Here is a 13,436-nt window from a genome sequence, read left to right as displayed (position 1 = left end):
TACCATGCTTCGTTGGAATGAGGAATCTTCACAAGTACAAGCAGCGGCGCTAATGCGCCCTGCGGTTTCTGCCAGCGCAAAGGTTGAAGCAATATGCCAAACAATTATGAGCGATGTTAAAGAGCAAGGCGATAAAGCCTTACTTGATATGGCTAAAAAGTTTGATAATAGAGCTAACCCTCGTTTACGTGTACCACTTGATGAAATAAACGCATCAGAGCAAGCACTAAGCGCAGAGCTTAAATACGCAATTGACACCGCTTATGCAAACGTTAAACGTTTTCACGAAGCGCAATTGCCTAAAGATATTAAGTTATCAACCCAACCTGGTGTTGTATGTGAACTGAAATATCAGGCCATCGAAGCTGTGGGTATTTATGTACCAGGTGGCAGTGCTCCACTGCCATCATCGGTTATTATGCAAGGTGTACTTGCGCAATTAAGTGGTGCTAAAACCGTCGTACTTGCAACCCCTGTTCAAGGTAATGAAAGTATTAACCCTGCCATTTTATATGCTGCAAAACTGTGTGGTATTACAACGTTGATTGAAAGTGGTGGTGCAGGCGCAATAGCCGCAATGGCCTACGGCACTGAATCAGTGCCTAAAGTGAACAAAATTTTTGGCCCAGGTAATAGCTTTGTAACGATGGCAAAACAGCTTGTTGCGCAAACAATTCCTGGTATGGCAATCGATATGCCAGCAGGTCCGTCTGAAGTATTAGTTATTGCAGATGAGCGTGCAAACCCAGAATTTATAGCAGCAGATTTACTCTCGCAAGCTGAGCACGGCGCAGACTCGCAAGTTATTTTATTGTGTAACAGCGAAAATATCATTGAGCGAACGCAGCAGGCACTTACACGCCAGCTTGCTAAATTAAGCCGCAAAGATACAGCCGAGCAAGCTCTGGCTAATTCATCACTTATTTTAGTGGACTCTGTTGAACAAGCATTTGACGTATCAGCGCAATATGGCCCTGAGCACTTAATTTTGCAATTAGCAGATTCAACACCTTATTTAGATAAAGTAAAAAATGCAGGCTCTGTATTTGTAGGCGACTACACGCCAGAATCAGCGGGCGATTACGCATCGGGTACTAACCATGTGTTACCTACCTATGGTTACAGTGCAACGTATTCAAGTTTAAACTTGCTTGATTTTTTCCGTACGTACACAGTGCAAACTATTAGTAAAAGTGGCTTAACGCAGCTTTCAAAAGCTATATTACCACTAGCAGATGCAGAAGGCCTTGATGCACACGCAAATGCGGTTTCAATTCGTTTAGAGGCAATTAAAAATGAGCAATGAGAGCGCACAAGCGACAAGCTTATTACCACAAAACATTGCAGCACTTGCTGCCTATAGCTCTGCTAAAAGTGAAAAGCTAACCGGTACAACGTGGTTAAACGCCAACGAAAGCCCTTATGCTAAAAACCTTGAACTGAGTATTGAAGATTTAAATCGCTACCCAGATCCACAACCGCAACTGGTAATTGACCGCTACGCTGCTTATACAGAGCTTGAAAGCGAAAACGTATTAATGACGCGCGGCGCCGATGAAGGCATTGAGCTTTTAGTACGCACTTATTGTGAACCAGCTAAAGACAGCATTGCGTTATTTTTACCAACATACGGTATGTACAAAGTTACGGCTGATACTCATAACGTTGCCATTAATAGCCTAACGCAAGCGCTATTAATTGATGGCAGTGTAGATGAAATAGTAAAGGCTGTGGGCAGCTCAAAACTGGTGTTTATTTGTAATCCAAATAACCCAACAGGTAGCCTAACCCCTCTTAATAAAGTAAAAGCAATTGCAACAGCGCTTACGGGAAAAGCTTTAGTAATTGTTGATGAAGCCTATATTGAATTTTGCCCAGAGCAAAGCGCCACAGCACTTATAAACGAATTTGGTAATGTAGTGGTACTGCGCACACTATCAAAAGCATTTGCACTTGCAGGCCTTAGAACTGGTTTTACACTTGCACAACAAAGTGTACTGGCGCCAATTCGTAAAGTGATTGCGCCGTATCCGGTATCTGGCGTAGTGGCAAGTATTGCTGCGCAAGCAATTGCACCTGATGCAATTACATCAATGCGCCGCCAAGTGACTATTTTAAATAGCTTAAAAGCTAAACTTGTACAGTGGTTAAACGCCTCCCCCGCTGCATTAAAAATTCTCACTGGTGAAGGTAACTTTGTTACCTTAAAATTAGCCAACAAAAACTACTTTAAGGTAGCACTTGAGCAAGGTTTAGTAATGCGCGCGTTTACCCTATACGGTGAAGACGATTGGCTACGAATTTCAATTGGTAGTGAACAAGAGCTCGAACAAGTTAAAATTTGGTTAGATGGCTTACAAACGCCGGCTACCACAGCACCATTAGCAGGAAACGAAGTATCATGAGTAACCCCTATTTATTTATTGACCGCGACGGCACCATAATTGAAGAGCCAATTACCGACAAACAGGTAGACAGCTTAGAAAAGCTTGCCTTTTTACCAGGTGTTATCCCGGCTTTATTACAATTACAAGCCGCCGGTTACCGTTTAGTGATGGTATCGAATCAAGATGGCTTAGGCACAGACAGCTTCCCGACTGCTGACTTTGATATAGCACAAGATAAAATGATGGATATTATGCAAAGCCAAGGCATTAGCTTTGACGAGGTATTAATTTGTCCACACTTTGACGAGCAAAACTGTGATTGCCGTAAACCTAAAACCGGTTTATTAACTGAGCTTATGCGCTCTGGCAAAGTTGATTTAGCACGTTCATATGTAATTGGCGATCGCCAAACAGATATTGGCCTTGCACAAAATTTATGTTGTGAAGGCATTTTGTACGATGGCAGCTGGCCTGCCATTGTTACCAAGCTCACCACAGCTAACCGCGAAGGCCGTGTTACGCGTAACACCAAAGAAACACAAATTGATGTAGCCATAAACCTAGATCAAACTAAAAACGGTAGCATAGATACTGGCCTTGGCTTTTTTGATCATATGCTTGATCAAATTCGCACGCACGCCAACATTGGTTTAAACATTAAAGCAAAAGGCGACTTACACATAGACGAGCACCACCTTGTTGAAGACATTGGTATTGCCCTAGGTGTTGCGCTTAAACAAGCGCTTGGCACTAAATCGCAAATAGCGCGCTATGGTTTTGCACTGCCAATGGATGAATGTAAAGCAGAGGCACAAATTGATTTATCGGGCCGCGCATCATTTGTATTAAACGCTAACTTTAGCCGCGAAAAAGCAGGCGATTTAGACGTACAAATGGTTGAGCACTTTTTCAAAAGCTTAAGCGATAATGCCGCTATTAGCCTTATTTTATCGGTAAGCGACGGTAACTGTCATCACCAAGTAGAAGGGTTATTTAAAGCGTTTTCACGCGCCCTTCGTATGGCAGTAGCACAAGACACGACCCAACAAACAGCCAGCTCTAAGGGATGTTTATGATTGCCATAATTAATACCGGTTGTGCCAATATAAATTCAGTACGTTTTGCCTTTGAACGCTTAGGGCAAACGCCAACAGTAATTACCTCGCCAGAGCAATTAAAAGGCTTTGAGCGTGCAATATTACCAGGTGTTGGCCATGCATCGGTTGCTATGAAACGCCTTGTAGATAACGGCTGGCAACAAGCTATAAACGAATACCAGCGCCCACTTATGGGAATTTGTTTAGGTATGCAGTTACTGTGCGAAAGCACCGAAGAAGGTAACGTACAGTGCTTAGGTAAAATACCTGGGCAAGTAAAAGCCCTTGATGTTGGCAGTTTGACGTCCCCGCATATGGGTTGGAATAACTTAAGCATTAATAAAGAGCATGCACTTACTAAAGGGTTAACACAAGACGAGCAAGTGTACTTTGTACATAGCTTTGCACACACTGTAAACGATGCAACACTTGTAAGCGGCAAATACGGCCAAACCTTTTCAGCTATTGTTGCAAAAGACAACTACGCTGGCATGCAATTTCACCCTGAGCGCAGTGCAAAAGTAGGCACACGTTTATTACAAAATTTTGTTGATTGGCAGTTATAAACTGCCCATTAACCAACAATAAAGAGATTATTTGTGATTATTCCAGCATTAGACGTATTACAAAATCAAATTGTTCGTTTATACCAAGGTAAATACGACACCGCTCAGTTTTACCCTTTTGAGCTTGGTGCACGTTTAAAAGAATACGCCGACAGCGGCGCAGGTAAGCTACACCTTGTAGATTTAGAGGGCGCACGCGATCCGAGTAAAAAGCAGTGGCAACATATTCAAGCCGCAACTAAAGCGCTTAATGTACCGTACCAAGTCGGCGGCGGTATTCGCTCAGAGCAAGATGTAAGTGATTGGCTAAAAGCCGGCGCTAACCAAGTTGTTATTGGCTCAATGGCGGTAGAAAAACGTGAGCAAGTAAAAGCCTGGATTGAACAATTTGGCGCAGAGCACTTTGTTATTGCCCTTGATGTAAATAAAACAGCCACTGGCTGGGCACCAGCTACGCACGGTTGGTTGAGCGAGTCAGAGTTTGGTTTACTTGAGCTTGTTGATTTTTATGTAAGCTTGGGCGTTATTGACTTTTTATGCACGGACATCAGTAAAGATGGCACCATGACAGGTCCATCGTTTGAGCTTTACGAAGATTTAACTCGTCACAACAGCGCTATTAAAGTGCAAGCTTCTGGTGGCGTAAGTTCACTTGATGACATTAAAAAACTTAAAGAGCTTGGCGTAGGCGGCGTTATTTTAGGTAAGTCTCTGCTTGATGGCGCATTTAGTGTTGAGGAGGCGTTGGCATGTTATCAAAACGCATAATTCCGTGTTTAGATGTTAAAGACGGCCAAGTAGTAAAAGGCGTTAAATTTAAAGGCCATGAAGTTGTTGGTGATATTTTAACAATGGCTAAAGCTTACAGCGATGCCGGTGCCGATGAACTAGTTTTTTACGAAATCAGCGCAAGCGTTGAAAAACGCCTACTTGATGTAAATTGGGTAGAGAGCATTGCCCGCCATATTGATATTCCATTTTGTGTGGCTGGCGGTATTAAATCGGTAGCCGATGCAGCACGTGTACTAGAGCGTGGCGCTGACAAAATAAGTATTAACAGCCCTGCTATTGCACGCCCTGATCTTATAAAAGAGCTACACGATGAATTTGGTAAGCAATGTGTTGTTGTAGGTATTGATAGCTTTTACGATGAATTGACCGGCGAATACTTAGTGTATCAATTAACCGGCGATCCTAATGCATCAAGCCGCACACGTTATAAAACCGAGGAATGGGTTAAACGCGTTCAAGACTTAGGCGCAGGCGAAATTGTTTTAAACTGTATGAACCAAGACGGCGTACGTAATGGTTACGACAACGAGCAGCTAAGTAAAATACGCGCATTATGTAATATCCCGCTTATCGCCTCAGGCGGTGCAGGCAGCATGCAAGACTTTGTAGACGTATTTAAACAAAGCGAAGTAGATGGTGCACTAGCAGCCAGTGTTTTTCATAAAAATGTGATTAACATTAGCGAACTAAAACAATTTTTAACCGATAACCAAGTGGCAGCAAGATTATGCAATTAACACAACAAAACCAAACCCAAGTTGATTTTGCTAAAAGCGAAATGATCCCTGCTATTGTTCAAGATGCCCGCTCTGGTGTTATTTTAATGCAAGGCTTTATGAACAGCGAAGCGTTAAAAGTTACGCTTGAGAGCAATAAAGTGACCTTTTATTCGCGTTCTAAATCGCGTTTATGGACTAAAGGCGAGTCATCAGAAAACTACTTAAATGTGGTATCGGTTCATACCGATTGTGACTACGACTCCATTTTAGTATTGGCAAACCCTGAGGGCCCAACGTGCCACTTAGGCACACAAAGCTGCTTTGGTGATGACGCTAAACCAAGCTTAAGCTTTTTAGCACAATTAGAAGATGTCATTGTTGAGCGTAAAAACGATGACCCATCAAAAAGCTACACCGCTTCACTGTTTGCTAAAGATTTAAGCCGCAGCTGTCAAAAAGTAGGTGAAGAAGGCGTAGAAGTGGCCCTTGCCGCAATGAAACACGATAACGATGAGCTTACTAACGAATCGGCTGATTTAATTTATCACCTGACTGTATTACTACAACGCCAAGGCTTAAGCCTAGAAGACGTAGTTAAATGCCTGCAAGGTCGCCATAAATAATACGGCCGCTTTATATAAATACATTTTAAGGCCCATATTTATGGGCCTTTTTACGTTATAGTATTTATTTTTTTACACAGGTTGCGTATGGTGCAGCTTAAAACCACTTTAGCTGTTAAATATGACCAAAACACTGATTACTGCTTTTAGTTTACTCGTACTGACAGGGTGTGTAAGTAAGCAGCCTGAAACGCCTAACATTGTAAGTAAACAAAATGAATGTAGCCGTTTAAATACATTGCTAGATGCTCAAGCCTCTGGTTTTAAAAAATTAAAAGCACATAAAGTGAATAATGATTTTATAAAACAATGGCATGCAACCACACATTTTTTAGGTAGTAGCTGCACCATTACACAAGATGATAAGCAGAAAATCAGTTATCAATGTACCAAACATACTGATCATCAAAACCTTGCTAGTCGCTTACATATAAAAACAATTGATAAGGTACGCCAATGTTTAGCCGCACAGCAATGGCACGAAAGCACAAAAGAGTCAGACTCTTTTATAAGCAGTAACTTTGTACTTGATGACACACACCCAGTGATTACTTTATTTACATCTAAAATAGCCACCGGTTACACAACGCGGTTTGAAATAGCGCAAGCCCTAGGAAATTAAATGCAAAAGCGTACATCTAATGCCTCAAAGCTTAAAACAGACTGTTTAGGAATTTGCGAACGTCGCAGCGGTTACTGCACTGGGTGCGGCCGAACTAATGAAGAAATATTTGATTGGATCATTCTCTCGCAAGATGAAAAAAACGCAATTTTAGCGCAACCAAGAGCAGACTTAAAAAAGCCATAAATTTGCCACTGCCATGTAATACAGCCCTCTTACTATAAGTAAAAAATGTAAGAGGCATTAAGTATGGCAGCAATATTTGTAATTAATTTGGCACGCTCAACCAAGCGTTTAAAACAAACCACAGAGCGGCTATCTGCAGTTAACTTAACGTTTAAGCGTATAGACGCTATTGATGGTAATAACTTAACGGTTAAACAAAAATACCTTCATTACAGCTCACAAATAAACAAACAAAAATACCACTACGCACTTAGCAATGGCCAAATTGGCTGCTATTTAAGTCATCGTAAAGCATGGCAAAAAATAGTTGATGAAAAATTAAAATACGCGATTGTGCTTGAAGATGATTTTTATATTGATGAGTCCATTCATGATGCGATTAAAAATATTGAGCAGCTAAACCAGCCTTGGCAACTTATTAAACTTGCAGCCTATGAAAACCGCACACGCCCTATCGCCTATCAGCACAGCCTTAATAACCACCAGCAGTTAGTAATACATAAAAAACTAATGACCGGCTGCTGCGCGACAGCAATAAGTTATGAAGGTGCAAAACAACTACTTAAAGCCACAGCCCAATTTGGGCGCCCTGTAGATTGCGACTTGCAACATATATGGGAAACACAGGTTAATGGTTTTTCACTTATGCCATACCCAATTATGCAAGACGCCAACATAAAAAGTGACATTGCCAGCTGCACAACTAAAACACGAATTAAAAAAGCATTTTTGCGCCGTAAAATACAGCAGATTAAAAGCTGTATTTTTAATAAGGTTTATACAAGCAGCTTTATAAGGCATACAAAAATTATTGAACACAATAAAAAAGGAGCTTCAAAGGCTCCAAGTTTAGTTACTCATAACTCTTAATTTTATAAGTTATGCTTTATCGAGTGCCTGGCTAACATCGGCGATAATATCGGCAATATTTTCAATCCCTACCGATAAGCGAATTAAATCTCTGCTTACACCTGCATTAGCCAGCTCTTCATCGTTTAATTGGCGGTGTGTGGTAGACGCAGGATGACACGCAAGCGACTTGGCATCGCCAATATTAACTAAGCGTAAAATCATGTTTAGCGCATCAATAAACCGCGTACCTGCCTCTAGGCCACCCGCAATACCAAAACTTAAAATACCCGATGCTTTGCCACTGGTAATTTTTTTGCTCATTGCATTATACGGGCTTGATTTTAACCCTGCGTAATTAACCCAAAGCACTTTTGGATGATTTTCTAAATACTCAGCTAATTGTTGTGCATTTTCGCAGTGGCGATCCATTCTTAAGCCTAAGGTTTCAAGGCCAATTAGAATGTCAGATGAGTTTTTAGGTGCAAGCGCTGCGCCGGTATTTCTAAGTGGCACTACTCTGCAACGACCTATAAAAGCCGCTTCTGCAAAGGCTTCGGTATAAACTACATTGTGATACGACGGATCGGGCTCGTTCATCATTGCAAAGCGTGTAGCATTTGCTTTCCAATCAAACTTACCGGAATCAACAATCATGCCACCAATGGCAGTGCCGTGTCCGTTTATGTATTTTGTGAGCGAGTGCACCACTATATCGGCGCCTAGTTCAAATGGGCGGCATAAATACGGTGTAGCCACGGTATTATCAACAATAAGTGGCACACCTTTGCTATGAGCAATCTTAGCTAAACGCTCAATATCAACAATATTACCTGCAGGGTTACCAATAGATTCACAAAAAACAGCACGGGTATTGTCGTCAATGGCGTCCTCGAATGCGCTAAAGTCATCAGCCTTTATCATACGCGCTTCAATACCTTGGCGTGGTAATGTATGGGCAAATAAATTATACGTGCCGCCATAGACTTGACTGGTGCTTACAATATTAGTGCCTACTTCACACAAACATTGAATAGCATACGTAATAGCCGCCATCCCTGAGGCAACAGCCAGCGCACCAATCCCTCCTTCCATCGCGGCAATACGTTGCTCAAGCACGGCATTAGTTGGGTTCATTATGCGGGTATAGATATTTCCGGGTACTTTTAAATCGAATAAATCGGCACCATGTTGCGTGTTATCGAACGTGTACGATGAAGTATGGTAAATAGGCACCGCTGCAGATTTTGTCGTGGCCTCAGATTCGTAACCATGGTGCAGTGCTAATGACTCTAGTTTCATATTTATATCCTTTAATATTGTGTTGTTTTAACCTAGCATTTTTAGGTTATAAAATGCACATGAAATATATTAAAGGGTCATAAACTGATTAAATTTAAATACCTCAACCTTCAAAGCATAGTAGCTGCATAGCAGGTAGCGGTTTGCTAAAAAAATAACCTTGTATGAGATCGCAATTTAATTCGGCTAGTAAATGTTGTTGTGCTAGTGTCTCAACACCTTCTGCAACCACTGTTAAACCCAGACTGTGCGACATGGCAATCGTCGCTTTGACTAAACTGCAGTCCTCTTGGTTATCAGTGATACCATTTATAAAGCTTCGATCAATTTTTAGTACTTCAAAAGGGTATTGCCTTAAATAACTAAGCGAAGAGTACCCTGTACCAAAGTCGTCCATTGAAAGCTTAATCCCTAACGCAGCAATCGCATTAAGTGAATGCTGTATGTTAGTTTGCGCGCTCATAAGTACCCCTTCGGTAATTTCTAGCTCCACATTGGTTGCACTTATTTTAGTTTTATCTAATGTACGCTTTATAAAATTCAATAACTCTGAGTCTCTAAATTGACTGGGTGATAAATTAATTGCCATGCTGTAGTTTTGTTTAGCCGTAGCCTGCCACTGAGATAAAAAACTTAATGCACGCTCTATAACAAATTTACCAATAGGTATAATCAAACCTGTTTGCTCTGCCAAAGGAATAAACTCATCGGGTGTTACATTGCCAAGCACACGGTTATTCCAACGCAATAAAGCCTCCGCCCCCATTATTTTATTTGTTTTTAAATCACATTTAGGTTGGTAGAAAAGTTCAAACTCGTTATTTTCGAGGGCTGTGTGCATTTGTTCTTCAATGGCTAAGCGGCGCTTAATAGCGGTATTCATTTCGTTGGTAAAACAGGTATATGTATTTCTACCTAATGCTTTTGCTTGGTACATAGCAGTATCAGCATGGCGTAATAAATCTGATGCGGTTTTACCGTTTTCAGGATACAAAGCAACACCAATACTCAGGGTTAATAATAGTTCGCGGCCATCTATTTTAAATGGGCTCCTAAAGCTTTGGAGCAAAGTATTTACAATTAAATCAACTTTCTGTTTATTACAAAGCTCAGGCAATATAATAATAAATTCATCTCCACCTAAGCGCCCTACAATTGCATTGTCACTCACTAACTCAGTGAGCTTTTTAGCTGCACTAATAAGTAAAGAGTCGCCAATTTCGTGGCCTAAGGTGTCATTTACCTTTTTAAAGTCATCTAAATCTATAAAAATAACAGCTGCAATTTTATTTTTTTTACTTGCTTTATCTATAAGCTGAGAAAGTTGCTCTAATGAATAAAAGCGGTTAGGCAGTAGCGTTAAGCTATCGTAATAAGCTTGTTTTCGTATTAGTTTATCTGATTTATGCTGCTCTGTTATATCTCTGATTATGATCATAACTTGGCCTGAGTGATGTAAATAACTCACCCTTGCCTCAAAGTATAAAACACCCCGAGGCACTAAAAGCTCATATTCAAAGCTTAAGTTGTGCTTGTGAATTAATAGCTCTTCAATATTTGCTTGAAAAATCTTAGCCACCGTACCTGGCAGTACTTCGTACATTGTTTTACTTAAAAAAAGTTCTGGTTTTAAATACAGACTGCTCATATCGTTTGCATGGTAATCAACAATTGTGCCATCGGGTTTTAGTAAAAAGAACAAGTCAGGAATTGCTTCAAATATTTTTTCTAACATGTGTTGCTTGTACATTGCCTGCGCTTGAGCGTGTTTTACATCGCTTAAATCTATATCTATGCAGTACATTTGCTTCAACCCATGCTGATTAGTAAACATTACATGGCTAGAAAAAACCGTGACATTAATGCCATTTTTTTTAGTTAATGTCAGCTCGGCGGCGGGTATTTCAATATCGTGTACTAACCAGTTACTGTGGGCCTCTATAACGGCTTCACGCATGGGGGGAGGAATAATTAAATCTTCTAACTTTTTACCCGTAGCTTCATCTTTAGTGTAGCCATATAACAGTTCACTCCCCTTATTCCAATATATAACTTGGCGTTGCTCGTCATAACCCTGCACAGAAATAGCGTTAACCGCATCAAATAACTGATGCAGTGGGTCATTAAGTACAAATTGATGCGACAGTGTTTGAACCGTTTTTAATGACTTCATTTAAACCTAACCTTCAATCATTATTAAATTAATAATAGAAGATGTTTTTTAATTAGCACTTTAAGATTAGTTTTAAGTTAATATTATTTTTGTATTAGATATAAAAAAAGGAGCCTAAGCTCCTTTATTTACGTACAATTTAAGCTGTTAATCAGCTGCAGCATTTAATGGGTGTTCAACGCCCATCCACGCTTTAAATAATGCACGCTGTGTTAAGTTAGCAGCTTTGTTAGGTACAACCTTTTTAGGCATATCAAAGTCTTCTGATAGCACAAGTGTTGTTGATTCAAGCGCGTCACGACGTATGTAGTCAATAGTCACTTTATCGCCTGCTTTAAATACTTCTAGGCTCGCTTTTAAATCTTTACCAACATGATGCTTGTTTACAGCCACTATTTTATCATCTGTTGTTAAACCCGCTCGCCAAGCGGCACCGCCTCTACGTACATGTGTAAGAGTAAGTAATTCACCGGTGTTTTTAGCGCTCGCATCAATACTTGCTAATGATTTAGCTTTGGCTGGGCGCTCGAGTTTTAAGCCAACTTTATTTAACAAAGCATCAAAGTCTATACTAGCTGGGGTACTAACATTATCATGCCACCAAGTTGCGTAATCTTCACCGGTAAGTTCTTTTAAAATGTTTAATACATCTTGCTCAGTAAAACCTGCAGGTAGCTTATGCTCGTTATATAACGCATTGTGAACTTGTCGATAATTAACCTTTGCCTTAGTCGACTCTAATAACTTAATGTCCAATAGCATTGAAAGCAATGAGCCTTCTAAGTATATGTTAGTACTGTAGTTACGGGCGTGGTCTCCGCCTTGGTTAATCCATTTATCAAAACTTGTTTCGCTTGCACTTTGCACTTCGCGACCTGGTGTTTGTAAGTGGCGGTTTATAGTTTTTCCTAAAAGTTTAAAAAACTCATCGGTAGTTTCAATGCCTGAACGCACGAGCAAATGATCTTCGAAGTAACTGGTAGAGCCTTCTGAAATCCACAGTAGGTTTGAATAATTCATATTCGTATAATCGTATGGCGCAAGCCCTTTAGGGCGATATGCTTTTACGTTCCAAGTATGAATAAATTCGTGCGCAGCGGTACTTATAAAGCCTAAATAATCTTCGCGGCTACCAAAACGGTCTCGTGGACGTTGAATAATCGTCGAATTTAAATGCTCTGTTGCACCACCCGCGCCAGATGTAGCATGTACCATAAATACATAGCGTTCATACGGGTAGCTATCCCAAATTACGTTGCCTGTAGTAACCAGTTTTTTTAAGTCGGTAAGCATTAATTGCTCATCGTAATTGCCTTCTCCCCAAATGACGAGTTCGTATTTACGCCCTTCAACTTCAAATTTATGTAACTTATTAATACCTGTTTCAATTGGTGAGTCTACAAGCACATCGTAATCTGCAGCTTTAAAGCTATGCTTGTTTTTATGGTTATCCATTCCTGAAACAGAGCGCCACTGTTTAGGCACATTTAAATTTACTGTTACAGTTTCTTGGCGAAACGACTCACTAAACATGAAAAAACCCGATGCATCAACAAATGCATGGCTATCATCAATATGGCGTGCACGTTTACCTAGCTCGTTGGCATAAACTTGGTAATCAATATTAACTTCTGTAGGTTCATTCAAATGCACACGCCATGTGCTGTGGTTAATTTTTTCCCACTTAAGTGCTTTGCCAGCATCATCTTTTGCTTCAAAGTAGCGTACGCCATTTGCTAAGTTTAAAATTTCGTAACGACCAGTGCGCCATGCAGGTAGTTTTACATCAATATGTGACTGCGCCGATTTAGGAAACTCAACACTTACATCACCTAAATGGTGTTGTGGTTCGGTAATGCTCAAAGAATAATTTACATCGGCTAATGCAGGGGCTGAACACGCGGCTAAAATACAAAGGGCTAAACGCTTTTTCATAATCACTCAAGGTTACTTATTATTTGCAGCAAGACTAACAAGGCATAAATTAAAAGTGAATTAAAAACGATAAACGCCCTATTAGCTCGGTTTACACGCATAAGAAATGTTAAAAATGCTAAGTTTTTAATTAGATAACTACACTTAATATGATTTTGTTGTAAACTGAAGGTAATGTAATTAAC

Annotated in this window: 13 protein-coding genes; 10 read left to right on the top strand and 3 right to left on the bottom strand. The window is 40.4% G+C overall.

The features are described from left to right. Positions 1 to 4 precede the first annotated feature (4 nt). The 10 genes from hisD (at position 5) to PESP_RS19930 (ending at position 7,862) form a co-directional block, all read left to right on the top strand. Complete coding sequence (gene hisD, locus PESP_RS19975; protein ID WP_089349752.1) at positions 5 to 1,306, top strand: histidinol dehydrogenase; 1,302 nt, start codon at positions 5 to 7, stop codon at positions 1,304 to 1,306. After that, entirely contained in the window at positions 1,296 to 2,405 is a 1,110-nt protein-coding gene (gene hisC, locus PESP_RS19970) for a histidinol-phosphate transaminase (RefSeq protein ID WP_089349751.1), read from the top strand. The genes hisD and hisC overlap by 11 nt, the downstream gene beginning before the upstream one ends. Continuing rightward, on the top strand, positions 2,402 to 3,463 hold the full coding sequence (hisB, locus tag PESP_RS19965) for a bifunctional histidinol-phosphatase/imidazoleglycerol-phosphate dehydratase HisB (RefSeq protein WP_058405289.1): 1,062 nt from the start codon (positions 2,402 to 2,404) through the stop codon (positions 3,461 to 3,463). Before hisC ends, hisB begins: the two co-directional genes overlap by 4 nt. Beyond that, positions 3,460 to 4,050, top strand: a complete 591-nt coding sequence (hisH, locus tag PESP_RS19960) for an imidazole glycerol phosphate synthase subunit HisH (RefSeq protein WP_089349750.1) — start codon at positions 3,460 to 3,462, stop codon at positions 4,048 to 4,050. Before hisB ends, hisH begins: the two co-directional genes overlap by 4 nt. 33 nt (positions 4,051 to 4,083) lie before the next feature. Further along, on the top strand, positions 4,084 to 4,818 hold the full coding sequence (locus PESP_RS19955) for a 1-(5-phosphoribosyl)-5-[(5-phosphoribosylamino)methylideneamino] imidazole-4-carboxamide isomerase (RefSeq protein ID WP_089349749.1): 735 nt from the start codon (positions 4,084 to 4,086) through the stop codon (positions 4,816 to 4,818). After that, complete coding sequence (gene hisF / locus PESP_RS19950; RefSeq protein ID WP_089349748.1) at positions 4,800 to 5,579, top strand: imidazole glycerol phosphate synthase subunit HisF; 780 nt, start codon at positions 4,800 to 4,802, stop codon at positions 5,577 to 5,579. The genes PESP_RS19955 and hisF overlap by 19 nt, the downstream gene beginning before the upstream one ends. Then, positions 5,570 to 6,184, top strand: coding sequence for a bifunctional phosphoribosyl-AMP cyclohydrolase/phosphoribosyl-ATP diphosphatase HisIE (gene hisIE, locus PESP_RS19945; RefSeq protein WP_089349747.1), 615 nt, complete (start codon positions 5,570 to 5,572; stop codon positions 6,182 to 6,184). Before hisF ends, hisIE begins: the two co-directional genes overlap by 10 nt. Before the next feature lie 121 nt (positions 6,185 to 6,305). Next, positions 6,306 to 6,806: a hypothetical protein gene (locus PESP_RS19940; protein ID WP_089349746.1), complete on the top strand. Its 501-nt coding sequence runs from the start codon at positions 6,306 to 6,308 to the stop codon at positions 6,804 to 6,806. Further along, the gene (locus PESP_RS19935) at positions 6,807 to 6,992 is read left to right on the top strand and encodes a DUF1289 domain-containing protein (RefSeq protein ID WP_089349745.1); all 186 of its coding nucleotides are present in this window, start codon (positions 6,807 to 6,809) and stop codon (positions 6,990 to 6,992) included. 63 nt (positions 6,993 to 7,055) lie between these two features. Further along, positions 7,056 to 7,862, top strand: coding sequence for a glycosyltransferase family 25 protein (locus PESP_RS19930; protein ID WP_089349744.1), 807 nt, complete (start codon positions 7,056 to 7,058; stop codon positions 7,860 to 7,862). A gap of 9 nt (positions 7,863 to 7,871) precedes the next feature. Here the strand turns inward: PESP_RS19930 and PESP_RS19925 are convergent, their stop codons facing one another. From PESP_RS19925 to PESP_RS19915, 3 genes are all read right to left on the bottom strand, one after another. After that, entirely contained in the window at positions 7,872 to 9,143 is a 1,272-nt protein-coding gene (locus tag PESP_RS19925) for an O-acetylhomoserine aminocarboxypropyltransferase/cysteine synthase family protein (protein ID WP_089349743.1), read from the bottom strand. Between the two features lie 103 nt (positions 9,144 to 9,246). After that, the gene (locus PESP_RS19920) at positions 9,247 to 11,316 is read right to left on the bottom strand and encodes an EAL domain-containing protein (RefSeq protein ID WP_089349742.1); all 2,070 of its coding nucleotides are present in this window, start codon (positions 11,314 to 11,316) and stop codon (positions 9,247 to 9,249) included. Positions 11,317 to 11,463: 147 nt separating this feature from the next. Continuing rightward, a complete protein-coding gene (locus tag PESP_RS19915; protein WP_089349741.1) occupies positions 11,464 to 13,251 on the bottom strand; it encodes a M61 family metallopeptidase in 1,788 nt (595 codons plus the stop codon). Positions 13,252 to 13,436: the final 185 nt, after the last annotated feature.

Source organism: Pseudoalteromonas espejiana DSM 9414, assembly GCF_002221525.1.
GTDB classification, from domain to species: domain Bacteria; phylum Pseudomonadota; class Gammaproteobacteria; order Enterobacterales; family Alteromonadaceae; genus Pseudoalteromonas; species Pseudoalteromonas espejiana.
Note: the sequence above shows the minus strand (reverse complement) of the source record. Positions and strands in the feature narration are given on the sequence as shown.